At 66.3% G+C, this 24,471-nt stretch carries 27 protein-coding genes; 2 read left to right on the forward strand and 25 right to left on the reverse strand.

Going from position 1 to position 24,471, the window contains the following annotated elements:
• Positions 1-2: 2 nt before the first annotated feature.
• The 25 genes from fliP to AC5RWX_RS04935 all read right to left on the reverse strand — a co-directional run bounded on the left by fliP (position 3) and on the right by AC5RWX_RS04935 (position 22,294).
• Positions 3-866, reverse strand: coding sequence for a flagellar type III secretion system pore protein FliP (fliP, locus tag AC5RWX_RS04815; RefSeq protein WP_493940111.1), 864 nt, complete (start codon positions 864-866; stop codon positions 3-5).
• 2 nt (positions 867-868) lie between these two features.
• Positions 869-1,573, reverse strand: coding sequence for a FliO/MopB family protein (locus tag AC5RWX_RS04820; protein WP_493940086.1), 705 nt, complete (start codon positions 1,571-1,573; stop codon positions 869-871).
• Positions 1,574-2,272 (reverse strand): flagellar motor switch protein FliN, encoded by a 699-nt coding sequence (fliN, locus tag AC5RWX_RS04825; protein ID WP_493940087.1) that lies wholly within the window; start codon positions 2,270-2,272, stop codon positions 1,574-1,576.
• A complete protein-coding gene (locus AC5RWX_RS04830) occupies positions 2,269-3,177 on the reverse strand; it encodes a flagellar motor switch protein FliM (protein ID WP_494062542.1) in 909 nt (302 codons plus the stop codon). Before AC5RWX_RS04830 ends, fliN begins: the two co-directional genes overlap by 4 nt.
• A gap of 141 nt (positions 3,178-3,318) precedes the next feature.
• The gene (locus AC5RWX_RS04835; protein ID WP_493940089.1) at positions 3,319-4,413 is read right to left on the reverse strand and encodes an OmpA/MotB family protein; all 1,095 of its coding nucleotides are present in this window, start codon (positions 4,411-4,413) and stop codon (positions 3,319-3,321) included.
• Complete coding sequence (locus tag AC5RWX_RS04840; protein WP_493940090.1) at positions 4,410-5,231, reverse strand: motility protein A; 822 nt, start codon at positions 5,229-5,231, stop codon at positions 4,410-4,412. Before AC5RWX_RS04840 ends, AC5RWX_RS04835 begins: the two co-directional genes overlap by 4 nt.
• The gene (locus tag AC5RWX_RS04845) at positions 5,232-5,549 is read right to left on the reverse strand and encodes a flagellar FlbD family protein (RefSeq protein ID WP_493940091.1); all 318 of its coding nucleotides are present in this window, start codon (positions 5,547-5,549) and stop codon (positions 5,232-5,234) included. It abuts the gene before it with no gap.
• Positions 5,550-5,624: 75 nt separating this feature from the next.
• Positions 5,625-7,403 carry a DUF222 domain-containing protein gene (locus tag AC5RWX_RS04850; RefSeq protein ID WP_493940092.1) on the reverse strand — a complete coding sequence of 593 codons (1,779 nt, stop codon included), beginning with the start codon at positions 7,401-7,403 and terminating at the stop codon, positions 5,625-5,627.
• Between the two features lie 210 nt (positions 7,404-7,613).
• On the reverse strand, positions 7,614-8,804 hold the full coding sequence (locus AC5RWX_RS04855) for a flagellar hook protein FlgE (protein ID WP_493940093.1): 1,191 nt from the start codon (positions 8,802-8,804) through the stop codon (positions 7,614-7,616).
• A gap of 90 nt (positions 8,805-8,894) precedes the next feature.
• Positions 8,895-9,440, reverse strand: coding sequence for a flagellar hook assembly protein FlgD (locus AC5RWX_RS04860; protein ID WP_493940094.1), 546 nt, complete (start codon positions 9,438-9,440; stop codon positions 8,895-8,897).
• Positions 9,441-9,453: 13 nt separating this feature from the next.
• Positions 9,454-11,085: a flagellar hook-length control protein FliK gene (locus AC5RWX_RS04865; RefSeq protein WP_493940095.1), complete on the reverse strand. Its 1,632-nt coding sequence runs from the start codon at positions 11,083-11,085 to the stop codon at positions 9,454-9,456.
• Positions 11,082-11,969 carry a C40 family peptidase gene (locus AC5RWX_RS04870; RefSeq protein ID WP_494097041.1) on the reverse strand — a complete coding sequence of 296 codons (888 nt, stop codon included), beginning with the start codon at positions 11,967-11,969 and terminating at the stop codon, positions 11,082-11,084. The genes AC5RWX_RS04865 and AC5RWX_RS04870 overlap by 4 nt, the downstream gene beginning before the upstream one ends.
• Positions 11,970-11,971: 2 nt before the next feature.
• Positions 11,972-12,394 carry a flagellar FliJ family protein gene (locus tag AC5RWX_RS04875; protein ID WP_493940097.1) on the reverse strand — a complete coding sequence of 141 codons (423 nt, stop codon included), beginning with the start codon at positions 12,392-12,394 and terminating at the stop codon, positions 11,972-11,974.
• Positions 12,395-12,396: 2 nt separating this feature from the next.
• Positions 12,397-13,725, reverse strand: a complete 1,329-nt coding sequence (locus AC5RWX_RS04880; RefSeq protein WP_493940098.1) for a FliI/YscN family ATPase — start codon at positions 13,723-13,725, stop codon at positions 12,397-12,399.
• Positions 13,722-14,381, reverse strand: coding sequence for a FliH/SctL family protein (locus AC5RWX_RS04885; protein ID WP_493940099.1), 660 nt, complete (start codon positions 14,379-14,381; stop codon positions 13,722-13,724). The genes AC5RWX_RS04880 and AC5RWX_RS04885 overlap by 4 nt, the downstream gene beginning before the upstream one ends.
• The gene (gene fliG, locus AC5RWX_RS04890) at positions 14,371-15,390 is read right to left on the reverse strand and encodes a flagellar motor switch protein FliG (RefSeq protein ID WP_493940100.1); all 1,020 of its coding nucleotides are present in this window, start codon (positions 15,388-15,390) and stop codon (positions 14,371-14,373) included. Before fliG ends, AC5RWX_RS04885 begins: the two co-directional genes overlap by 11 nt.
• Entirely contained in the window at positions 15,387-17,021 is a 1,635-nt protein-coding gene (gene fliF, locus AC5RWX_RS04895; RefSeq protein WP_493940101.1) for a flagellar basal-body MS-ring/collar protein FliF, read from the reverse strand. Before fliF ends, fliG begins: the two co-directional genes overlap by 4 nt.
• On the reverse strand, positions 17,021-17,326 hold the full coding sequence (gene fliE, locus AC5RWX_RS04900; RefSeq protein WP_241914702.1) for a flagellar hook-basal body complex protein FliE: 306 nt from the start codon (positions 17,324-17,326) through the stop codon (positions 17,021-17,023). Before fliE ends, fliF begins: the two co-directional genes overlap by 1 nt.
• Complete coding sequence (locus tag AC5RWX_RS04905; RefSeq protein WP_493940102.1) at positions 17,326-17,718, reverse strand: flagellar basal body rod protein FlgC; 393 nt, start codon at positions 17,716-17,718, stop codon at positions 17,326-17,328. The genes fliE and AC5RWX_RS04905 overlap by 1 nt, the downstream gene beginning before the upstream one ends.
• Positions 17,718-18,059, reverse strand: coding sequence for a flagellar basal body rod protein FlgB (locus AC5RWX_RS04910; RefSeq protein WP_493940103.1), 342 nt, complete (start codon positions 18,057-18,059; stop codon positions 17,718-17,720). Before AC5RWX_RS04910 ends, AC5RWX_RS04905 begins: the two co-directional genes overlap by 1 nt.
• A 125-nt stretch (positions 18,060-18,184) precedes the next feature.
• Positions 18,185-18,553 carry a hypothetical protein gene (locus AC5RWX_RS04915; RefSeq protein WP_494097042.1) on the reverse strand — a complete coding sequence of 123 codons (369 nt, stop codon included), beginning with the start codon at positions 18,551-18,553 and terminating at the stop codon, positions 18,185-18,187.
• Entirely contained in the window at positions 18,546-18,992 is a 447-nt protein-coding gene (gene fliS / locus AC5RWX_RS04920; RefSeq protein ID WP_493940105.1) for a flagellar export chaperone FliS, read from the reverse strand. Before fliS ends, AC5RWX_RS04915 begins: the two co-directional genes overlap by 8 nt.
• Entirely contained in the window at positions 18,989-20,335 is a 1,347-nt protein-coding gene (fliD, locus tag AC5RWX_RS04925) for a flagellar filament capping protein FliD (protein ID WP_494097043.1), read from the reverse strand. Before fliD ends, fliS begins: the two co-directional genes overlap by 4 nt.
• A 120-nt stretch (positions 20,336-20,455) precedes the next feature.
• Positions 20,456-21,325, reverse strand: coding sequence for a flagellin N-terminal helical domain-containing protein (locus AC5RWX_RS04930; RefSeq protein ID WP_493942158.1), 870 nt, complete (start codon positions 21,323-21,325; stop codon positions 20,456-20,458).
• Between the two features lie 156 nt (positions 21,326-21,481).
• Positions 21,482-22,294: a sigma-70 family RNA polymerase sigma factor gene (locus AC5RWX_RS04935; RefSeq protein WP_493942160.1), complete on the reverse strand. Its 813-nt coding sequence runs from the start codon at positions 22,292-22,294 to the stop codon at positions 21,482-21,484.
• Between the two features lie 246 nt (positions 22,295-22,540).
• On the opposite strand from AC5RWX_RS04935, the gene AC5RWX_RS04940 reads away from it, so the two are divergent.
• A complete protein-coding gene (locus AC5RWX_RS04940; RefSeq protein ID WP_493942157.1) occupies positions 22,541-23,026 on the forward strand; it encodes a flagellar protein FlgN in 486 nt (161 codons plus the stop codon).
• 10 nt (positions 23,027-23,036) lie between these two features.
• Complete coding sequence (gene flgK, locus AC5RWX_RS04945; protein WP_494097044.1) at positions 23,037-24,470, forward strand: flagellar hook-associated protein FlgK; 1,434 nt, start codon at positions 23,037-23,039, stop codon at positions 24,468-24,470.
• Position 24,471: the final 1 nt, after the last annotated feature.

The raw sequence follows: 24,471 nt of genomic DNA on the forward strand, positions 1-24,471 counted from the left end.
GGCTAGGTACCGTAACTTCCGACCAGGGCGGTGATGATCAGGCCCCAGCCATCCACCAGCACGAAGAGCAGGATCTTGAACGGCAGCGAGATCATCACCGGCGGGAGCATCATCATGCCCATGGACATCAGCGCCGAGGCGACCACGAGGTCGATCACCAGGAACGGCACGAAGATCACGAAGCCGATGATGAAGGCGGCACGCAGTTCCGAAATCATGAACGCCGGAATCAGGGTCTGCAGCGGCACTTCCTCCGGGTTCTCCGGGTTGGGCAGGTCCGCTGCACGCATCATCAGCGCCAGGTCTTCCTGCCGGGTGTGCGCCAGCATGAAGTTCTGCAGCGGAGCGGCCGCGGCCGACACCGCATCGGTGAACGTCTCGGTCCCTTCCATGTAGGGCTGGACGCCGAGCTCGTTCACCTGGGTTAGCACCGGCCACATGATGAACAAGGACAGGAACAGGGCCAGCCCGGCGAGCACCTGGTTCGGCGGAATCGAGGGCAGCGACAGGGCGTTCCGTGTCATCGCCAGCACCACGAAGATCTTGGTGAACGACGTCATCATCAGCAGCAGCGCCGGGGCCACCGACAGCAGCGTGATGCCCAGCAGCGTAATGACGGCCGACGACGGCGTGCCGTTGGGGCCGTTGATCTCCACCGAGAACCCGCCGTCGCCGTCGGGCGAACCCGGTTCGGTTGGCGCGAACGGGTCCACCGGGGGTGTCGGGGCGACCGGCGATGCGAAAGCCGACGGGGCGTTCAGCAGCGCGGCGGCTGCGGCAAAGAGCACTGCCAGCAGTAGTGCCAGGAGTGCTGTGGTGGCCAGACGAGGCCAGCGGCCTGCCGTCGGGGCCGGAGTGCCGGTGATGCTCAACGCGAACGGACCTGCTTCAGGGCTTCGGCGGTCTGCTTCCAGGTGGACGGAGAAAGGATCGAGCCGGCCAGCGGGGAATCCGGCGCCTGTTCCTGCCAGCCGGCCGCCCGCGAGGCGCGGCGGCCGGTGCGCTCGGAACGTCGCCCGCCCTCGATCGGGTACAGGCCCCCTGCCATCGCGGCATCAAACGGGTCGGAGGCGGCATCCTGCCGGCTGGCACCGGCCACAGATGACGTGCTCCGGCGGGGCGAGGTTCCGCCGTCGTACTGCGTTGTTGCGTGGCCAATGCCCGTGGAGCGCGCGCCGGCACGTCCGGCGGTTTGGTCCTTGCCGACGGCACGTCCAGCGGTCTGGTCCTTGCCGGCGGCACGGCCAGTGGCCATCTCGAGCAGCCGGGCGAAGCTGTCCGACGCGGTCTGCGGAGCCCGGTGGGAGGGCTGCGCCTCTTCCTCAACCGGTGCCTCGCGGGTGTCGAGCACACTGACGGCCTGGTCGGTCACGCCCAGCAGGAAACGCTGGCCATCGGCATCCAGCACCACTACCGAGGCCTTCGGCCCGATGGTTTGACGTTCCACCACGCGCACCAGTTTGCGCGCGCCGGTGCGGGCGCCGCGGCTGAAGCGGCGCTGCAGCACCCAGAGCAGTCCGAGCACCACGGCCAGCGACAGTGCTACCCGCAGGGCGAGGACCACGGTCTCCATTTAGAGGAGTCCTTCGGGCACATCGAGGATCTTGGTGATGCGCACGGCGTAGTCCTGGTCGACGACGACGACCTCGCCGTGCGCGATCAGGCGGCCGTTAAGCAGCACGTCCGCGGGGGCCCCGGCCGAGCGGTCCAGTTCAATCACACCGCCAGGTTCCAGGTTCAGCACATCGCGCACCGACATCCGGGTGCGGCCGATCTCCACGGTCAGCGCCATCTCCACGTTGTTGATCCGGCCCAGCTTGGCCAGCACAGAGTCGTCCACGCCGATGCCCGCGGGATTCTCACGCAGCCGGATGGCGAACCAGCCGCCGGCCTCGCCGTCTCCGCCGGTGAGCTTGAAGACCGCGGCTTCCGGATCGGAGAACAGCGCCGCAGCGTTGGCCACGTGCGCCTCCCCCAGCACACCGGCGCCGAGCACCGAGGTGGCCGCTTCCAGCGCCGGACGCAGCAGATCCGCGGCGGACACCAGCGGGGAATCGGTGCCGGCGGCAGCGGCCAGCGCGGCCTGATCGGCGACGACCAATGCCACATCGGCGGAGGTGCCGCCCACGAAGGAACCGACGACGGCGGAGGCTACCTGCCCAGGCAGCGGCCCGCCCTCGTCCTGGCGCACCGCGTAGAGCGGAGTGTTGGTGGGCAGCAGCCCCAGGAGCGCGTCGGCGGCAGCAGCCTGCAGGGTCTGGGTCTGTGTCATCGGGCGTTCTCCTCGGTTGTAACAATGACTCCGGCCAGGCGGTTGCCGTTGGCGCCGACGGCGGCATGGGCCAGACATTCGCCGTTAATGGCAACATCCAACGGGCGGTGCTGCGGGTGCGGCAGCGGAAGCAGGTCGCCCACGGACAGGTCCAGTACCTGGCCGGGGCGGACGCGCATGGGGGCGAACTGCAGCGACACATCCACCGGGATCTGCACCAGCTGGGTCTCCAGCAGTTTGCGGGCGTTGGCCGGGTTGCTCAGGGCGAACGAATCGCGCAATTGGGTCAGCAGCACTTCGGCCGGGATGGCCACCGTGGCCGGTGCGGACAGTTCCCCTACGCGGATCTCGAATGTCGCCACGATCATCAGGTCATTGGTGGCGGCCGCCTGGGCGAACTGCGAGTTGTAGTGGATCTGATCCAGACTGATCGGCGTGGTCAGCAGCGAGCCGAGGGAGTAGCGCAGGTCCTCCAGCGCGTCTTCCATCAGCCGACTGACCAGGGCCTGTTCGATCTGGGTGAATTTGCGGTCCGGGTAGTTGTGCGTGCCGTTCCCGCCCAGCATGTGGTCCACCCAGGTCATCGCCGCCTTGGTGGGAAACTGGATCACCGCCTTGCCGGTGATGTCGTCCAAGGCGCAGAGCACCATCGCGGTACTGGCCGGCAACGAGGCCGCGTACTCGTCGTACGTCTGCATCTGGACCTGCTCGGAGGTAACCGTGCAGATCACACGGACCTTGGCGGTCAGCTGGGTGCCCCACTGGCGGGCGAAGGTTTCGAAGGCCAGCTCCAGCACGCGCGAGTGCTCGCGCGCCAGAGTGGTCGGCCTCCGGAAGTCATACACTTCGACGGCTCTGGCCGGCTTTTCGGGCGCGCTGGATTGCAAATGTTCCTGGACCGTCACAGCAGGCACTATCGACAGCTAAATACTGCGCGTTAGGAGTCTGCGAAATGTAGTGCCCCCGGGTTGCCCTGAGGTCCCGTCCTGGTGTCGGTGGCTGGCGCCCGGTGACTGGCGGCCGCTCTCGGCGGTCGCCAGCCTGCCTCACTCGCTGGAGGACTTCCCGCCCGGGGCCGGCGCGTAGGTGGCATGCGGTGCCGGTCCGCCTGTGCCGTTGCCGCCGGTGACGATTTTGCCTCCGCCTGAGCCTCCTCCGCCCGGCTCGCCAGCCACCCGCTCGGCCTGTTTGCCTTCGGTGCCAGCAGTCTCTTCTGACTCGGCCGCCGCCTTTGCCGCCGCGTCGACTTCGGCCGCCTTTTTGGCCATTTCCGCCCGTTCAGCGGCAGCGTCCTTGGCGGCGCCGGCCGGGTCTTTGAGCACCTCGGGCATCAGGTTGCGGATGGCTTCGGGCTGGCCGGAGAGCACCACAATGTCGACGCGCCGGTTCATCGCCAGATCGTCGTCGCTCCCGCTGGTCTTCAGTGGCCTGGACTCCCCGAACCCCACAGCGGAGATCCGGTTCGACACCACGCCGCTGTCCTCCACCAGATGCCGCAGCACATTCACTGCGCGCTCGGAGGAAAGTTCCCAGTCCAGGGCGCCCGGGTCCAAATGTCGCACCTGCGCTGTGTGGCCTTCGACCTTCAGCTCGTAGCCGACCGGCTTCAGCACCGGTCCGACCACGTTGAGGATCTTGATGGTCTGCTGTGTAAGTATCGGCGAGTCCGGCTCGAAGAACGTCTCGCTGCCGAGCAGGCGTACGGTCAGGCCTCGTTCGTCCAGTTGGAAGCGGACTGCCTTTTCGAGCCCTTCTTCCTGCAGCCCCTTGTTGATCTTCTCCTGGATGCGGCGCAGGTCGCTGACTTCCTTGATGGCCAGATCCAGGTCGGTCTTCTGCTCGCCTTCGGTGTCCTCCTCGGCGTCGCCGGCGGTGAACCCCTGGCCTTCTTCGTCGATGAGTTCCGGAGGCACCACTACGCCCTCAGCCGTATCAACGGTCTGGGTCCGGGCCACTCCAAACCCGGTGGCCAGCGAATTGGCCAACTGCTGGAACTTGGCCGCGTCCACTGTGGACATGGCGAAAAGCACGATGAACATGCACATGAGGACGGTGACCATGTCCATGTAGGACGCCATCCACCGCTCGTCCGGGTGTTCGTCCTCTTCTTCGAGCGGCCGACGCGGACGTCGTGACTTCATGCCGCCTTGGCCTCTGGCTTGTTGTCGGATTTGCCGGACTTGCCTTCCTTGGCCGGTTTTCCGGTGCCCATCTCATGCGCCGGAACCATGGCCCGCAGACGTTCTCCCAGCAGACGCGGCTGGCTGCCTGCCTGCACGGCGAGCATGCCTTCCATCAGCAAGGTCATGCGTTCGGTTTCCAGATCGGAGAGGCGTTTCAGCTTGCCGCCGATCGGCAGCCAAATGAAGTTGGCGGAGAGCAGACCCCACAGCGTTGCTACGAACGCCGTCGCAATCATCGGTCCCAAGGTGTCCGGCGTGGACAGGTTCTCCAGCACGTGGGTCAGCGAGACGACGGTGCCGATGATGCCGATGGTCGGTGCGTAGCCGCCCATGCTCATGTAGAACTTGGACGATTGGCGGTCGGCACGTGCTTTCGTGGTGATTTCGTCTTCGAGGAGGATCCGCAGTTCTTCGCCGTCGGTGCCGTCGGCAATGTTCTGCAGCGCCCGCTGCATGAACGGATCCTTCTCCTCGGTAGCCTCGGCGTCCAGCGCCAGTAGGCCCTCACTGCGGGCTTTTTCGGCTAGCTCGACCACACGGTCGATGACTACCTGCGGCTTCGCGACCTTGCCGGTGAAGGCCTGCGGCAGCGCTTTGATCGCCTGCATGCCGTCCCTGAGCGTGGTGCTTGCCAAACCAACGGCGATGGTGGCGCCAAAGACCAGGATCATCGGGGCCGGGATGAGGAGCGCTGAAACGTGGGCACCCTCGAGGGTGATCATGGCGTAGAGCGAGCCGAAGGCCAGCAGGAGGCCTATAAGTGTTGCGGGATCCATTTACGTATTCCTAGGGCGCAGCGGCACAGTGTTACCGGTGTCCCCGGAGTCGTCTCCGGAAGCCGGCGCCGCGGGGGGCACAAGGCCGAGTTGGGGGTGGCTGTGCTGGGTTACTGAAGGCGGCAGCTCACGGGCCAGATGCAGCACGTAGGCGCGGTAGCTGGCGATCATCTCGATGACCTGGCTCATCGTCTCGGTGACGATGTACTTCGCCCCGTCCACCATCACCAGCGTGGTGTCCGGATTGGCGTGGATGCGCTCAATCAGGTCAGGGTTGACCGCAAACTGGCTGTCATTCAGCCGTGTTACTACGATCATCAGCCATCCCAGGTTTCTCGAGGGCTCCGGTGAGCCGCTACCTACTACCTTCGGCCGCGCGCGCCCCGCGGTTAGCTAAGCGGGCTGGATGTCAGATGCGTCACCCCGCGCAAGCCAACTTCGTTGAGGAGCCTGGAGTGGCTGGGGTGGGACGTGGGTTTGCCAGTACGAGTTGCGCAGCGGCCTGCGGTCGGGATCGATGTAGTCGGGCGGGGTGAACCAGGGGATCCCGCCGCGGACGGTGATCTCCCAGTTGCCTTGCTCGATCAGGTCGTGGTGGAGGCCACAGAGGCAGACCCCGTTGTTGACCTCGGTCCGGCCGCCCGCCCACCAGGGCACGACGTGGTGCGCTTCGGTCCAGAACGCGGGCATGGTGCAGCCCGGGAAGGCGCAGCCCTTGTCCCGAACCAGCAGTGCCCGGCGGATCGCGCGGCTGAAGAACCGTTGGGACCGGCCCAAATCCAGCACCTCGCCCTTGGAACCGAGGATCGCGGGGATGATTTCGGCGTCGCAGGCCATCCGGCGCACCGTTTTCGCCGACACCGGGCCGTTGAACACCGCGTTGCCGCCGCCCGAGAGCAGACCGGCCAACTGTTCATAGCCGGTAGTGACCATCACCTGGGTGCGGTGCCCGCCCGAGTCGGGAAGCTTTTCGACGTTCAGGGCGATCCGGCAGGCACCAATCAGCCCGGCCAGCAGCTTCTGCGCCCTGGTGAAGCCGTCCATTCCCGCCACGACCGCTGGATCGACCCCGTTGGGCTCTGCACCAGCTTCCGCAACATCGCCGCCTTCCACACCAGTGGGAAAGGAAGGCGCGCAATCGTTGTGGGAGGGTACGACCTTTTCACATCCGGTGCCGGCCGTGCCGGTCTCCGTGGTTCCGGTGGTCCCTGTGTCGTGGCTGTCGGGACCGGCAGGGGCTACCTCGCCGTTGGCGGCGGTTTCGATGGCGTCGGAGCGGATCCGCGGGTTCGCGGCGCTGTTCATTACCGTGGCCAGGGCCTCGTACTGGTCGTCTGTGGTGTTGATGACGAACTGGTGCAGGCCCCGACGGCGGCCGCGGTAGAACATGCCCTGCCGGGACCGCAGTTCCTCTTCCGAGGGCTCGGCACCGTCCTGATCGACCGCTGTCTCCCAGGTTTTCGCGACCATCACCAGGGTGTCCTCATCGCTCTCGGCGGCTTGCCGGACCAGCGACTCTTCCATCGCTTCCATGGTTTCGGGTGCTGCGGCGTGGCGGGTACGGCCGATTGAATCAGTGACCAAGACCGCGGCGTTCCCGCTGACTTCCCCGGCGGCCATGGCCTGGGCCAGGGCCGGCAGCGCCGGAGCACCCGGTTCGCCATCAAAACGCACCGGCGCGGTGACCGCCCTGCCGACCCGCAGCCGGCGCCGCGCTTCGACAATACCGATGCCCAGCCGGGAACGCAGATACTCCGCGTTGTTCCGGAACTCGGTCTTGCGGCGGCGCCGCGGCCGTTCCGGCCCCGCGGCATCGCCGACGGCAAGGGCGGGATCGGCATCACCGCCCGTGTTGATGGCGGCCGCCGGGTCCGCCCACTCCCCTACTCCCGCCGGGGAGGATGCCCCGGCACCTGCTTCGGTGCCGGCCGGGGCTGCGGTTTCCCCGTTCGCGGCGATGTCCGCCCGCTCCACGGCATGGGCGCCGGCGGCTTGCAGGAATTCCACCGTCTTGGAAATGTCCTCGACCGCCGCTACCGTGTTGGCAAGCTCCCGGGTGCTCAGCGAACCGGACTCGGCGGTGAAGCGGGCGGCGAAATCCTGCAACAGGACGCGCACGTCGGCGAGGGATTCGTCCATCCCTTCGTTTCGGTCCAACGGTGCAAGTGCCATACCACGATTTTATTCGTACGCATATTCGACCCGCCATCGAAACAACCCAATGTGTAGGCATAGTGGGACCCCGGAGATTGGCGGGCGTGAGTTCGGAAGCCGCTGGCAACGAAAAAGCGGCCGCCTGCGAACGGTGCAGACGGCCGCTGCAGCTGCCCGCGAACGGTCGGGCAGCTGCACTTCGGTGGTGGCTTTAAGGCCTCCGGACCCTTAGCGCTTCAGGTTGGTCAGTTCCTGGAGCACTTCGTCGGAGGTGGTGATGATACGGGCGTTGGCCTGGAAGCCACGCTGCGCGACGATCAGGTTGGTGAACTCCTGGGACAGGTCCACGTTGGACATTTCCAGCGAGCCGCCAGCCAGAGTGCCAAGTCCAGCGGTGCCGGCAGTGCCCAACTCAACCTGTCCGGAGTTTGCCGTGACGCGGTACGACGACGAGCCGGCCTTTTCGAGGCCGCCAGGGTTAGTGAAGTTGGCCAGGGCCACCTGCGCGACGACGGCTTGGGTTCCATTGCTGAACGATCCCATCAGGGTGCCGTCCGACGACATGGTGAATGATTCCAAGGCTCCGGCAGCGTGTCCGTCCTGACTATCGAAGGCAACAGTGGTCAAGCCGGCGTAACCGGTGAGTGCAGTCAGATCAATGGTGACACCGTTGAGGACAGGGGTAGCAGAAAGTGCCAGTGTGCCGTTCCCTCCGACCGTCAAGGTAGCGGTGGCCGCAGGAGTCGCGGTGCCGTCAGCTATCGATACGGCCCATTGCTTCGGCGCGGAGTTGCCGTCAAAAGTGAAAGTTGCCTGCACTGTCCGCTTGGAGCCATCAGGCCCAAAAGTTTCGATGTCGCGAACCAACTTGGCACCGTGCTCTGCATCGGACGGCAAGTTCCCGGCCATCACCGCTTTTTTCGTCTGTTCGGCGGGTGAGATGGCGTCCGGGGACAGATCGATGGCGGTGACGGGACCGCCCGTTGTTACAACCCCACCTGTGGCCATCCATCCCTGCAGGATGGCACCGTCCGGCGACACCAAGCGTCCGGTGGAGTCCAACTCAAAGGCGCCGGCGCGCGTGTAAAGCTGCTCGCCGCCCTTGCTGGTGACGAAGAAGCCGTCGCCGGAGATCATCATGTCGGTGGCTTTGCCGGTGGCCTGCGAGGAGCCCTGGGTGAAGTTGGTGGAGATGCCGGCAACCTGCACGCCGAGGCCCACCTGTGCCGGGTTGGTGCCGCCGGCCTGGGCCTGCGGGCCGCCGGCGCCTTGGGTCATCTGGGACAGGGTGTCCTGGAACTGGACCGAGGAGGCCTTGAAGCCGGTGGTGTTGACGTTGGCGATGTTGTTGCCGGTGACATCCAACATGGTCTGGTGCGAGCGGAGGCCGGAGATTCCGGAGTAGAGCGAGCGGAGCATAATCAGCGCCTTTCGGATCGTGGAACGGACGGTAGATTCAGTGACTGGGAAAATTTGTGGCTTGCAAAAGCGGCTTTAGGACACAACAAGTCAGGCGGCGCCCCCACTGGGCCCCGGGGCGTCGGTGCCGGAGCCACCCGAGGAGACCGAGGCGTCGGTGCCGGAGCCGCCCAAGGAGGCAGCGGCGTCGTTAGCCCCAGCGGAGGACTCCCCCGGCGCGGCGGCGTTGATCCCGGCGACCAGATCCAGCGGGATCTCCTTGCCGTCGACGATCACCTGCGGGACCGGCCCGGCGTAGGACACCGAGGAGGCGGTGCCGGTGATTAGCGAGCCGTCCTGGCCGTAGTAGCTCACCTGCTGGCCCACCAGCGCCGCGGCCACACCGCGCATCTGCAGCGAGAAGTTCTCCTCGCTGGTGGTGGTCATGGTGGCGATGCTCTCCATCATTGCCAGCTGGGTGCTCTGCGAGATCATCTGGTTGGTATCCATGGGCGAGCTGGGGTCCTGGTTCTGCAACTGGGTGACCAGCAGGTGCATGAACATCTCGCCGTCCATGGTCTGCTTGGGCGCGCGAACGGGCGGCGCGGTGTACGTCGGGGTGACGGAGCCGACGGGTGGGACTGAGTCGGTGGGCATGGTTCTCCTTGTCTCAGGCCAGCACGTCGAGGCTGGTCGAAATCCCGTAGGGACGTCTCAGAGCGGATGGGTCGGTGGTGTCAGGGGCGGTGCCTGTTCCGGCAGATGCGCCGGGTCGGCCGTCCTGGCCCGGCGAACCGCCGGAGGGCCGGCCGTCGGGCCCGAACTGCATGCCCGGGCGGGCATCGTTCGGCCGGTTTTGGTTGGACAAATCCAGGTTCGCGTTCATGCCGGTGGAGGCGAGATCGCGCTTCAGGTCGGCCATGATGGCGCGCAGGGCGTCGCGGCCGGCGTCGTTCGGCGCGAAGAGCTCCACGCGGACGCCCTCCCCCGTCACGTGGGCACGGACGGTGACCGGTCCCAGGTTGTCCGGCGTGACGCTGATGGTCATCACGTGCTCGCCGGGCTTGGCCTGCGCCAGGGTGAACAGCGGTCGCGCCACCTGCGCGGTGAAGGGCAGCTGCTGGTGCGGCGGGACGGGAGCCGGTGCCGCGGTCGGAGCCGTGGCCGGGGGCTGGGACACCGCGGCAGGCTGCCCGACGACCGGAACCTGGCCGTTCGGCGGCAGCTGTTCGGCCTCGCCACGGCCACCGCTGGTGGCAGCCACGGCTGTTGCTGCGGCTGCCCCGCCCGTGGAGGCAGTAGCTCCACCGTGAGCAGCCATCCCGGGCATGGTGTGGCCAGGAAGTACGACGCCGGTGGGCAGCTGGGTAGCTGTGGTCACCTGAGCCGGTGGCTGGTTTGGGACAGCTTGCGCGAGCGAAGCACCTGCCTGGATTTGCGTTGCTTCCCCAACCCCGGCTCCGGCTGCCGTGGCGGCAGCGGTCCCCTGGACGGCCAGCGCATCCGCGACCGACGCGGCGGCAGCAGCCGGAGAACCGGTTCCTGCCGGGCCGGGGCCGGTGGTGGCGGCGAGAGCATTCGCGGCTGCGCCTGCGGCTTCTGGTGTTCCGGTTCCCTGTCCGCCAAGGCCCGGATCGTGGACGATACCGGCACCAGACGGCGCCGCAGCAAGGAGTGCGCCGGCTCCAGCCTGGGGCGCACCGGCGCTAGCCGAAGTTGCGGCGCCAGCAGCCGACCCTGCGCTGCCGGCGGGATCAACAAGCATGGCGGGCCAGCCGGCTGTGCCCGCGGGCTCGGCGGTGCCGGTCGACTGGCTTCCGGTCATCGCATCAACGGGAAGAACCGACGTCGCCGTCCCCGCAGCTGAACCCGTGGCAAAAGCACCGGTTGCAGCGTCAGCTGTCGGCAGGGTTTGACCGCCAGCCAAGGGCCACGCCGTCGGGACGCCGACGGGCTGTGCCGAGGCAGCGGTTCCATCAGCCTGAGGGTCGCCGGAGGGGGCGGAAGCCTCAGCGGAAGGTCTGGAGGTTGCGTCGCCACCGGCACCAGCCGGCGTCGAACCGGGGCCAGCCGGCGCAGTTCCGGACTGCCCTGTGGCACCGGCGGAAGTCTTGCCGCCCCCGGCGGAGCCCCCGACGGAGCCCCCGGCGTCGTGCTTTGAAGGCTTGTGGGCGGAACCCTGCTGGAGTGCGCCTTGCATGGCGGCGTCAAAGCCGCCGCCGGAGGAGCGCGCACCGGTCGCGTTGCCCGGCCGGGACGGGGCGGCGGCAGCGATGGGCAGCGCGTTCACGGGAAGGCTCATGCTCGCTGTCCTGTCGCCATGGCTGCCTGTGCGGTGGCCAGCAGGTCGGTCAATGGTCTGGAACCGGAGGCGCCTTGGCCGCTGAGCATGGAGGCGAGGCCGGCGTTGCCGGTCTGTCCGGGCAGCATGGCGCTGATCGCGCCGGCGGTGCCGTTCTGGCCGGCGAGCATCGAGCCTAGCCCGCTGGAGGTGGAGAGTTGCGCGGCGCCGATCAGTTCGGTCAGCGCCCGCTGCTGGTCGGCGGTCAGTGCGGCCGAGCCGGACACAGCGCCGGAAGCACCAACGCCGCCGGCGGCCTGGACCGTGGGTTCATCGGGCAGGATGCGGCGGATGGTGGTGATGTTGGAGTCGTTCTCCCACGCATCGCGGACCTTGATGGTGTCGCCTGGCTGCGGGGCATCGATGGCCTTGCCATTGCCCAAATAGATGGACACGTGGCCGCCGTCGAAACTGAAGAGCAGGTCGCCCGGCTTGGCGTCGGCCATGGAAGCCACCGGAGTGCCTTCCTTCATCTGGTCCCAGGTGACGCGGGGCAGGTCGATACCGATGTCGCGGAAGGCGTGCTGCACGAAGGAGGAGCAGTCCAGTCCGACGGAGGCATCGTTGCCGCCCCAAACGTAGGGCAGGCCCACGTACTTCTCGGTGGCAGCGATCAGTTCGGCGGCGCTCCCGGTGGCCGCAGTGCCGGAAGCGGCGGCGCCGGAGACCCCGCCGGCCGCGGAGCTGCGGGAGGCCGCGGTGAGCGCGTCGGCAAACGTATTGGCCGTGCTGCCGGTGCTGCCGCTGCCGGAGGTGCCTGAAGCGGCTTCGGTGGCAACGGCCGGCTGGGTCAGCTGCGTCAGGGTGGACTGGATCTGCTGGATCCGGCCCATCGCGTCAGCCATGCTCATCGTCCGTCACCGCCCCGGGCGCCGATGGACAGCTCGTCCAGTACCAGCTGTTCGCGGCGGAGCTCCTCGACAGCCTCGGCCTGGACGTGCCGGGTTTCCAGCTTCTCCAGACCCACGGACTGCTTGCGCACGGCGAGGAACTCCTGCTGCGCCTGATGGGCCTCGTGCTGCCGGGTGCGGTCCAGGTTCTCCAGGTCGGCGAGCATGCTGCGCGAGGCGGACCGGGCGGCGGCCACGGCATGCAGCGTGGCGGCGTCGGAGACCTCACTGATGATGTCGCCCAGCTCGTTCCGGGCAGCCACCACGCGGGCACCGGACTCGCGGGCGCGGTTGTTCGCGGCGGCGAGGTTGCCGGCGGCCTGGTCCTGCTGGAGCTGGCGCAGCCGCAGCAGTCCGGCCAGGGGGAAGGATCGAGCCATCTCTACATACCTCCGAGGGTGCGGGTCAGGCGGTTCAGCTGATCCCAGGACTGGGCTGCGGGCGTCTGGTCATCCATCCGCTGCTGCAGGAACAGGTTGATGTCGTCTTCGTGCTGCACGGCCGCATCCACCATGGGGTTGGATCCGGCCTGGTAGGCGCCCACGTCCAGCAGGTCCTGCGCCGCCTTGCGGGCCGCGAGTACCTTGCGCAGGGCGCCGGCGGCGCGGGAGTTCTCCGGTGTGTTGACCTTGGAAGCCACCCGGGAGATTGACCCCAGCGGGTCCACCGACGGGTAGTGCCCGGAGACCGCGAGCTTGCGGTCCAGCACCACGTGCCCGTCCAGGATGGAGCGGGCGGAGTCGGCGATCGGTTCGTTGTGGTCGTCGCCGTCCACCAGCACCGTGTACATCCCGGTGACCGAGCCGGTCTCCGCCGTGCCGGCGCGTTCCAGCAACCGGGCCAGCACGGAGAAGGTCGACGGCGGGTAGCCGCGGGTGGCCGGGGGCTCGCCGACGGAGAGCCCGATCTCGCGTTGCGCCATGGCCACGCGGGTGAGCGAGTCCATCATCAGCATGACGTCGGCGCCGCGGTCGCGGAAGGACTCGGCGATCCGGGTGGCGGTGAAGGCGGCACGCAGCCGCATCAGCGCGGGTTCGTCGGAGGTGGAGACCACCACAATGGAGCGGGCCAGGCCGGCCTCGCCCAGGTCGTCCTCAAGGAACTCGCGGACTTCACGGCCGCGCTCCCCGACCAGCGCGATCACGGAGACCTCGGCGTCGGTGCCGCGGGCGATCATGGACAGCAGCGAGGACTTGCCCACGCCGGAGCCGGCGAACAGGCCCATGCGCTGGCCCTTGCCCACCGTGGTCAGCGTGTCCAGCACGCGCACGCCCAGCTGCAGCGGGGTGTCGATCCGCGCCCGGTGCATGGCGGACGGGGTGTCGTTGTCCAGCGGCACCAGCTGATCGAAGACCAGCGGACCTTTGCCGTCGATCGGCCGGCCCAGGCCGTCCAGCACCCGGCCGAACAGCCCGGCTCCGGTCGGCACCAGCACCGGGACGCCCTTGGCCTTGGCCGGCGTGCCGGTGTTGATCCCGGTGAGCCGGCCCAGCGGCATGCAGCGGATGCTGTCCCGGCTGGTGGCCACCACCTCGGCCTCCACCCCCTGGCCGTCGCCGATCACTACCAAGTCGCCAATGGCGCAGTCCAGACCAATGATTTCGACGCCGAGGCCCACCACCGAGGACACCATCCCGTAGCGCTGTGGCGCGGCAACCGCCAGCGCGTCGGCGAACCGGTCGGCGCGCGGGCGCCAGGCCACGGCGGTCACTGCCGCACCTCCAGCAGCGCGGCCTTGGCCCGGGCCAGTGCCGTGCCGATCCGCGCGTCCAGGACGCCATCGGCGAATTCGGTGACCGCGTCGCCGGGGGTCAGCGAAGAGTCGGGGCTGAAGTTCACCCCGGCGTGACTGCGGGTTTCCGGCGCCAACATGGTCAGGTCCGCCGGGTTCATCCGGACGGTGTGCACACGGGAGGCGTCCACGCCGGCCAACGCCCGGGTGAGGACCGAGCGCGCGGAGGCTTCGCCGTCGGACAGTTCGTGGCCCAGGATGGCTTCGGCCAGCTCCATGGCTGCCGCGGCCAGCGTATTCTGGGCCGCGGCCAGCACCGGTGCGGCTCGTTCTTCGAGTGCACGGGTGGCAGCACCCAGCGCGGCCACCGCCTGCTGCACGCGCGCACGGCCGTCGGCCATCATCGCGGCATGGTCCTGCTCCATGGCGAGCTGACGTTCGCGCATCATCTCGGCGCCTTCGCGCAGGCCGGCCGTGTAGCCTGCGGCATGGCCGCGGACCTTGGCCTGTTCGAATGCGCGCTCCTGCGCCTCGTCGTCGCTGCGCAGCTCGGTGTAGGCCACCTTGGAGAAGTTCTTCGCCCCGGTGTTCAGCTCCGGGAAGCTCAGCCTGGAGAACGTCGCGTCAGTAGACATATTCGTCTTCCTCCACGCCGCGCTGGACCGTGATGATGCCGCTGGCTTCCAGCTCGCGGATGGAACGGACGATGTCCGCGCGGGCCTCTTCGATCTGCGACATGCGCAGCGGGCCGGTGGCGTTGATCTCGTCGTCGAGGATGTCGCGGTTGCGTTCGGAAACGTTCTTGCGGATCAGTTCGGTGACCGGTTCGCTGGCGCCCTTCATGGCCACCGCCAGCACCGCGATCTCGATGCCGCGCAGCACCTGCTGCACGTCGCGCGGTTCCAGCTTGGTGATGTCTTCGAAGGTGAGCATCCGCGAGCGGACCTCCTCGGCCAGCTCCGGGTCGCGTTCGTCCAGCGCTTCCAGCAGCGCGCGTTCGGTGGCGACGTCGGCGCGGTTGATGATGTCCACCAGCGGCTGCACGCCGCCCACCACCTCCACCTGCTGGCGGGGCACGACGGCGCCGGCCCGCACCTTGAGCGTCTCGGCCACGATCGTCACGGCCTCGGGAGTGGCGGTGCCCATGGTGGCGATGCATTGGGCGACTTCGGGCCGGACCGAATCATCGAGCCCGGCCAGCACCGCGGAGGCCTGCTCCGGGCGCATGTGCGCCAGCACCAGGGCGATGGTCTGCGGAATCTCGCCGCTGAGCAGCGTGATCAGCTGGCTGGGATCGGCTTCGTCCATGAACTCGAACGGCTTGCCGGCCATGGAGGTGGCCAGCCGGTCCAGCACGCCAGCGGCTTTCTCCGCGCCGAAGGAGGCCGCCAGCAGTCCGGCGGCGAACTCCTTGCCGCCGCGGGGCCGGCGCCGGCCCTTGACCGTCATGTCGTGGAATTCCTTGAACGCCTCTTCGGCCACCTCGGGATCCACTCGGCCCATGCTCACCAGTTCGGCGGTAATTAGTTCGGCTTCCGCCTCGCTGAAGCGCCTCATCACCTCGGCGGCCCGGGCCTGCTCCATCTGCATCAGCACCACCGCCACCTTCTGGGTGCCGGTCAGGGCTGTCAATAGCTCACTCATGCGTTCTGCTTTTCATCCATCAACGACCGCAGGAAGTCGGCGGTCTTATCCGGCTCCTGGGCAGCCAGGGCGTCGATCTCGGCGCGCTTGCGGTTCATCTCCTTCTGCTCGTCGGACAGTTCCGGCGGGCCGGTGAGTTCCAGCGCGGTGGTCGACGGCCCGACCACGGGGATCGGCTCCGGCACGATCACGGGCTTCGGCAGAGGCAACTGCAGATCCTGCGGGGCCTCGATTTCCGGCTGGAAGTCCTGCAGTTCACCCAGGTCCACCGGCTCGCGGTTCTGGCGGCGCGACCAGCGGGCGTAGAGCAGCAGCGCGATGATCACCAGCAGGACGATGCCGGCGGTGATGATGGCGGTGCGGATCAGCTCGGCCTGGCGCGCGGCTTCCTCGGCGGCCTGCGCGGCGGCCAGCGCCTCGGCGGCCTCTTGCGCGCCGGCGGTGTTGAACGGCACCAGTTCCACGGTGACCTGGTCGCCGCGGTCGGCGTTGATGCCGGCGGCGGTGGTGACCAGTCCCTCGATGTTGGCCAGGTTCAGCGCACCGGCGGCGTCGGCGTCCAGCGCCACCGAGACGGTCTGGCGGTTGATCGCGCCGGCCGGGATGGCCCGGGTCTCGGTGACCTTGTTCAACGCGTTGTTCTTGGTCTCCGACTCGGAGGTGAAGGTCCCATCGCCGGCGGCGTCGCCGGGAACGGCGATGTTGTCCGGGCCCAGCACGCCGGCCGCTCCGCCGCCGGATCCCTCATACTCTTCGGTCTCCGTCGACTCGTTCAGCGCGGGCGCGCCGTCCGGCGTCGTAAAGGTCTCTTCCACGCGTTCGGCCGACTCGTAGTTCATGTCCGCGGCCACCACCACGGAGGAATTGCCCGGCCCGACCACGCGGTCCAGCATGGCCTGCACGGACGCGCGGACCCGCTCTTCATAGTCGGAGGCCTGCTTGTCCGCGGACCCGGTGGCGCCCACGCCGACGGCGGACAGCACGGTGCCGGCGGCGTCGATCACGGCCACGTTCTCCGGCTTCATCCCGTCGATGGACGCAGAGGTCAGGTGGACGATGGCCTGGACCTGGTCCGCGCCCAGCGTGGCCCGTTCGGTGTCCACGAAGACGGAGGCCGTCGGTTCGCCCTTCTCGGAGACGAACACCGTCTCCTCCGGGATGGCCAGCCGCACGGAGGCGGTCTTGACGCCGTCGAGCGCTTCAATGGTGTTGGCCAGTTCGCCTTCCAGCGCGCGCTTGTAGGTCACGGACTGCTGAAACTCGGACGAGGTCACGCCCATGTCGTCCAGCAGCGAATATCCGCCCGTGGAGGAGCTCGGCAGCCCTGCCGAGGCGGCCTTGAGCCGCTGATCGTAGACCTTCTCCTCCGGCACCAGGATGGTGCCGCCGCCGTTGGTCAGCTCGTACGGCACCCCGTCGGTGCGCAGCTGCTCCACGATGGTGTTGGCGTCGGCTGCGGCCAGGCCGGAGAACAGCGGAGTGTAGGAGGGCTTGGACGCCCACGCGGTCAGCGCGGCGATGCCCAGCACGACGACGGCGATGCCGATGATCGCGATGGTGCGCTGGGCGACGGTGAACTCGCGGATGGTTTTGCCCAGCCGGGAGAGCCAGGAGGAGACTGCGGTGGGCATCAGGCCTGCATCCTCATGATCTCGTTGAAGGCGTCAACGCCCTTGTTGCGGACCGCGGCCACCAGTTCCAGCGTCACCGCCGCGCGGGTGGACGCCAGCGTCGCGTTGTGGATGTCATTCAGGTCGCCGGTCACAGCCTGGATCGCCAGTTCGTTGGACGTCGACTGCAACTGCTGCAGATTGTCGACGGCGCCGGTGAGCGAAGTGGCAAAACCAACCCCGTTGGTGGACTGCGGGGCCTCGGCCGCGGGCAGGTAGCCGGTGCCGGTCACGCCCTGGATCGGCGGAATGGAAGAGAGCGGCATCAGTTGCGTCCAATCTGCAAGGCGGCCTCATACGTGGACTTGGCCCGGTCCACCACGGCTGCGTTGGCCTGGTAGCCGCGCTGGGCCATGATCAGGCTGCCCATCTGCTGGGAAAGGTCAATGTCCGGGTAGCGGACGTACCCGTTTTCGTCGGCCAGCGGGTGGTCCGGCTCGTGCACCATGGTGCCCTCGGCCTCGCCGAACTGGGCCCCGGCCACGTACACGCCGGAGACGCCCTGGCCTTCCTGCGCCACCACATAGCGGGCCTGGAAAGCGGCGCCGTCGGTGCTGCTGGCGTTGTTGGCGTTGGCCAGGTTGTCGGAGACAGCATCCAGCCACTTGCGGTGGACGGTCAGGCCGGTGCCGGCGATTCCAATGGCGTCGAAAGTCATCAGTTGGTCCTCATCGCCGTGCGGACGCCGTTGAAGGGGCTCCCCGCGGCCTGGGCTGCGAACTGGTAGCGCAGCACGGTTTCAATGTTGGAAAGAGTCTCGGTGTCCAGGTTGACGTTGCTGCCGTCCAGCCGGGTGGGCTCCAGCGAGCGGTCCATGCTGGCGCTCGCGCTGCCGTCCCCGCGGGCGACGGACTTGGCCAGCGCTTCCTCGAACTGCACGCGCTGGGCATGGTAGCCCGGGGTATTCACATTCGCGATGTTGTTGGCGATGGCACGCTGGCGCATGGCGAGGCCGTCCAGGGCGCTCTGCATGGCAGCCCCGGTCACAGATTCGAACACAGCAAGACCCGTCTTACTACTGGCGTGTGGTCGGCCGATCCATGGCCTGTTCGGTGAGCTATCCGTGCTCACTATCCAGTTATCGGCACGCAGACGGGAGTGCGTTAGGTAAATCCTGAGATTGGTTAACCGTTTACGTCTAGGTAGACGGATTGGCCGGATGCGCCGCGGGTGGGAACGGCATCCAGGAAGGCCAGTTCCTGCCGGTTCTGCCGCATATCGGCCCGCACTTCGCGGATCGCTTCCTGCTGGGCGGCGGCCAGTTTCGTGGCCCGCTCCACCAATTCGTTCGGAATCGGCCCCAGCCCCTGCGGTGCCTTCCACTGCACGACGGCGGTGCGCCGGCTTGCGTCCGGCTCCTCGCCCTCGCTCGTGGCTTCGGCGGCGGCGGCCAGTGTCTGTTCCAGCTCGTCCAGCACTTCGATCCAGCGGTGCAGCGCCGCAATACCGCTCTCCCGCAGCTCAGGCAACTCCGGTTCTGGACCCTCAGGCAATTCCAAGTTCGCCACCCAGGCCACCGGCGCGCGCAGGCTGTGCCGGCAACTGCCCGGCGGCGTCGTGCCAGGCCTCGCGCAGCGGTGCCAGCAGTTCGATGCACTCGCGGGTCCGTGCGGCATCGCGGTGGATGTTCGCGTTCATCATCGCGTTCAGTGTGTAGGTGTAGAGCGCCTTCAAGCCCTCTCCCCCGTCCCACACATCGGTTTTCAGCGAGGACATCAGCTCGGAAACAATGGCCTGCGCATGGATCAAGTTCTCCGATGCCACCGACCACTGCTGGTTCTGCTGTGCAGCCTCAGCCCGGTTCAGGTCCAGCAGCAGCCGGTCGTACAACATGGTGAGCAACCGTGCCGGCGTGGCGGACATGATCGCGTCACGCTGGAACTGGTTCCGCTTTGCCTGGGCTCCCAAGCCCGGCCCGTATGTCAGTGTCATTTCTTATGGCTCCCCCATGCGGGCAAGGTGGCCAGCTGTGAATTCAGCCAGTCGCCTTGCGATTGCAGGCTGTTCAGCGTTACTTCAAGCTGGGCCCAGGTGCGCTCCAGCGTGGAGCGGCGCGACGCCAGGCGTGTGTCCCAGTCGGTCACCTGGTCGTTGAGCGTCTTCACCAGCGATTCCTGGCCCTGAATGCGCTTGGTGATCGCGCCGTCGTACTTGTCCGAGGCTTCGGTGGCGGCAGCAGCCACACGGCCGGCGATCGTCTGCACGACCTTCTCGGCCCACGCCGAGTCTTCCTTCAACGCCTTGCCAAACTTCTCGGCGTCGAACTCAATCGAGCCGTCCTTGGTGATGCTGATGCCGATTTCCGACGGCGACCGGCCATCGATCGGACTAATAGCTGCCTTCATCATGCGCTGCTCAATGTCGCGCACGCTGCTGTCGCCGGTGAAGATCCCGCCCTTGGTCGTCGTTGACCCAGTGGACGTGGAAACGTTCACGGACGAGTTCTTGGAAATGAACGAGAACAGATCCGTCAATCCATCGACCAGCGCCTTGGCCTTCGCGGTCACGGCATCTTCATCCCGAGTGATGGTGAGGGTCGACCTCGTTTCGCCAGGAATTGCGTCAGCAGCGAGAGTGACGCTTACACCGGGCAGGAGGTCGGTAAAAGTGTTGGAGGACGAAGATACGGTTTGCAAACCGCCCCAAAGAGCAACTACAGCATCTTGAGCTGGTGGCACTTTATCGAAAGTGACGGGTACCCCTTCAAATCCGATGGTGAAGGATCCGGCTTTGCCCGACTCAGTCGCAGCGATCTGTAAGCGAAATTGTGGGTTGTTTGCGTCCGTCCCGACCGACACTTTTGTTGCTGTCACGCCTCGGTTGGCGTCGTTGATCGCCATGACGATCTGGTCCAGATCTTTGCCGGACGTCTCGACGTCGATTTCGCGACCGTCTTGAAGTGCGATGGTGAGCCGCGTAGCGGTTTCAGGCCAGTCGCTCAGCAACGCGGAGACGGAGACTTGGGCCTTGGCCAACTGGACAACTTCCAGATCGAGCCCGCCGGCTGAGGCTCCGTCTGTCGTCGTCACGGAGATCTTGTCCGAGCTACTGGTCGCCGCGTAGATGTCGAGCGACTTGGGCCTAGCAGTCTCTCCGGCGACCTTGCCCAGATCGGCGATGCGCGTGTTGAGCGACTGGAGCGCGCTAACCAGCGTTTGGGTGCTGGAGACCTTGTTCTTGAGGAGGGACTGCGGACGCGCTTCCAGCTGCATGAGCTGGTTGATCATGGTCGCGGTATCCAAACCGCTGATCATTCCGCCAATCGAAAACGCCACGCCAGTTCCTCCCGAAGAGTTTGTTTACTAGAGCAAATGCTGACGCCCGGCAGCGAAGAGTGTGAGGTCCAATTCGTTCGCCTCGCTGCCGGGCCGCATTCAGCCGTTAGCTACCCGGTTTTAGCCGAGGAGCTGCAGCACACCCTGGTTGATCTGGTTGGCCTGCGCCAGCATCGCGGTGCCGGCCTGGGACATGATCTGGTTCTTGGTGAACTTAGCCATTTCCGAAGCCATGTCAGTGTCGCGGATACGCGACTCAGCAGCAGAGAGGTTCTCTGCTGCAATGTTGATGCTCTTGATCGCGGTCTCAAAACGGTTCTGGTTTGCACCCAGCTCCGAACGGCCCTTCGAAACCGCGGCGATCGCGGTGTCGATGTTCTCGATCGTGGTCTTCGCGTCAGCCGCAGTGGTCACCACGAAGCCGGCGGCAGCGGTGCCAACAGTGCCGTCCGCGAGGGTGGCAACACTGGTGAGGGCTGCGCCCAGGTCAACCATGTTCACGGAGATGCTGGAAGCAGCATCGCCTTCGGCACCGACCTGGAAGCTCATCGCAGCCGGAGCGGTGGCGCTGGCCTGGAACAGGTTGATGCCGCTGAAGTTGGTGGACTCAGAGATGCGGGACAGTTCCGCACCCAGCTGGTCGGCCTCGTTCTTGATGGCCGCGCGGGACTCGGTGTTGTTCGAGTCGTTCGCACCCTGGACAGCCAGATCGCGCATGCGCTGCAGGATCGAGTGAACCTCGGTCAGGGCGCCTTCAGCGGTCTGGATAACCGAGATGCCGTCCTGAGCGTTGCGGGCGGCAACGTTATTACCGTTGATCTGCGAACGCAGGCCCTCGGAAATGGACAGGCCAGCTGCGTCATCGGCAGCGCGGTTGATGCGCAGGCCGGTGGACAGCTTCTCCAGGGACTTGGAGATGTCGCTCTGCGTGCTGGATAGGTTGCGGTACGAATTCAGGGCCGCAACGTTGGTGTTAATGGCGAAAGCCATGATGAAACTCCTCCATGAGATGTTACAAATTCACCGACCCGTCCATGGGCTGGCAACTGTAGCTATCGGAGGAAGTTGCAGGTTGGTTAGGAGAATTCTGAAAATTTTCCGGATCTCCACGCGGCGCTGGCGCGCCCTAGTCGATCAACGACTGGTTTAAGAAACCGCGGCCCTTGGCTGCGTGGCGGCGAAGCGTGTAATCCCGCCGATGGTCTGATCGGCCAGCGCAGTCAGGTACGCCTTCCGGCGCGAGGGAGCGATCCGCGACTCGGGCACGTGGCCGGCGCCGTCGTCGTCGGAATAGTGAGTCTGCAGGCCATCCCGGAGGAGGCGGATAGCCTCGGAGCGCTGCTGGGAGACGGCTGAGTGGGTAGCGCCGAGCTCTTCGGCAATTTCCTTGACAGAGCGGTCCTCGAAGTAGATTTGCTCCACGATGTAGCGCATCTTCGGGGGAAGGTGGTGCACTGCGGCCTTCAGGAAGGCGAGTCGCTCCTCGGTGAGGAGTGAACCTTCGGGCGACGCTGTCTCCGAAACCAGGAATTCGGCGGTTGTGTCGTCCAGGGCGGAGACAGTGCGGGAGGCATCGTCCAGGGCGGCCTCCGCGGTCTCGCGGTCAACTCCGAGGGCGGCAGCAAGCTCGTCAACACTCGGATAGCGGCCAAGTTCGGCGGTCAGAGTTTCACGGACGGACAGGGTTTCCTTGATGCGCTTGCGCACGGAGCGCGGCGCCCAGTCGATAGCCCGCATCTCGTCCGCGAAGGCTCCGATGATGCGACGCCGGGCAAAAGCGCCAAAAGGAACCCCCAGGGTCGGATCGAAGGCATCAGCCGCGGTGATGAGGGCGACGGAGCCGGCAGAGGCCAGGTCATCGCGAGATAGATGAGTGGCTTTCGCACACACTTCAGAGACCAAATATCCGACGAGCGGGAGGTTTTCAACCACCAGCACATTACGGTCAGCACGATCCACTGACATGTCCCCCTCCGGGCCAAGCTACGTGGATGAATCATTCGGATAAAAACGCCGAGGGGTGCGGCCTCGGAAGAACGGTTCATCTCTAGGTGAAACCTATCATCAAACACTGCTAACGAACAGGGCTTCGGGGCCGATAGATAGGAATGTAGCCGTGCCGTTACTTTCAGTTCATTTAGTGGCGGCCTTTTGACGCGGAACGTGGGGGCGGATCCGCAGAATCAACCAGGGGAGGTGCCTGACATGGGAGCCCATGAACTGTCCGCCATGCTGTGGCACGAACGCGAACTTCTTGAACTTTTGGTCTTCAAGCTCGAAGAGGAGCAGTTGCTGCTGACCGCCGGCAAGTCCCGCTGGCTGCAGCATGCCACCCGCGAGGTGGAGCAGGTGCTGGAGCGGCTGCGCGACGCCGGCCTGGCCCGCACGGTGGAGGTGGCCTTGCTGGCCCGGGAGTGGGGCACGCCGGAAGGGGCGACGCTACGTGAGCTGACGGACCAGGCTCCGGCAGGTCCGTGGGGCGAAATCTTCCGCGGTCACTTGCAGGCATTGACCCAGCTGACCTTGCAGATCCGCGAACTGCGTGACGTTAACGAAAAGTTCCTGCGCGCCGCGGCCCGCTCCACCCAGGAAACGCTGGCCAATTTCAACCCTGACGCCGGCACCTACGACTCCCACGGGACGGCAGGGGTTTCCGGTAACCGTTCCCAGCTGTTCGACACAACGATCTGAGGTTTTCGCAGTGAGCACCTTCAGCGGCCTGAACACCGCGTACACCGGCCTGGTGGCTGCCCGCCAGGGTTTGAACGTCGTGGGCCAGAACATCTCCAACGCCAATACCGAGGGCTACACCCGCCAGCGGGTCAGCACGTCGTCGATCGGGGCGTTGGAACGCACTGGACTGTTGACCGGAGGGGTCCAAATCGGACAGGGCGTGTCGGTGGACGCGATCGCTCGGCTGGGCGACATGCATCTGGATACGCGAGTGCGGTTCTCCGCTGGCGTTGCCGGGTATTCTGCAGTCCGAGCCTCGGCTCTGTCCGACCTTGAGACTTCACTCCGCGAACCAGGCAAGAACGGCATCTCCGGCCAACTGCAGGAGTTCTGGGCCTCTTGGCAGGACCTGTCTAACCGACCCAGCGATCCTGCGGCCGGCGGCGTGGTGCTGGAAGAAGCCAACATTCTGGCCAACATGATCAAGCGCGGCTACCAGGAAGTGCGCGAGCAGTTCTCACGCGTCCGCACCAACGTGGACACTATGGCGGCTGAGGTCAACGGCGCTGCGTCGCAGGTGGCCAACCTGAACGAGAAAATCCGTTTTGCAGTTGCGAACGGCGGTTCAGCCAACGAGCTGATGGACCAGCGGAACCTCCTGACCGAACGCCTGGCTGCCCTGACCGGTGCGACGGTTCGCCAAGGCAGCGACGGACAGGTGGACGTGCTCATCGGCGGGAACGCTCTGGTGACCGGTTCCAGTGCTCAAAAGATTGCAGTGGCCATCGGATCCGATACCGACATCACGGGCACTAAAGGTGTAAGTATGGCATGGGATAGTCCGAGCCGTGCAGGCATGCCCGTCGTGCTAGGCGGGGGTGAAATCGCCGGTGCGCTGTCGATGCTGGACAAGGTACCCGGCGGCCCGCTGCGGCATGCTGCCGACGAGTACAACCGGTTTGCCGCCGAACTCGCGAAGGCCGTTAACGATCTCCACTCAACCGGCCTTACTGCCTCCGGTGCTGCTGGAGGAGATTTCTTCACGCATGACAAGGATGCCGCCGGACTTCCGATCAACGCCGCTTTGACACTGAGTGTACGTCCGACGACTGCCGCTGAGCTGGCCGTCGCGGCAACCGGCGCGGGTAACCTTGACGGTTCCATCGCGGACAAGATCTCCCAGGTCGGTATCGGAGCCGGGTCGCCGGACCGTACTTGGGAAGGGATAGTCACGAAGATCGGCGTAGCGGCCAAGACGGAACTGCAGCAGGCCAATCTGGCTGACATCGCTTCCCAATCTGCGAAATCGCTACAAATCTCCAATGCCTCTGTGGATCTGGATGAAGAGAACGTGAACTTGCTGTCCTACCAGCATGCCTACCAGGGCGCAGCTCGAGTTATGACGGCGATTGATGAAATGCTCGATACGTTAATCAACCGCACCGGATTGGTTGGGAGATAGT

This window comes from Arthrobacter sp. SPT-J7 (assembly GCF_059089965.1).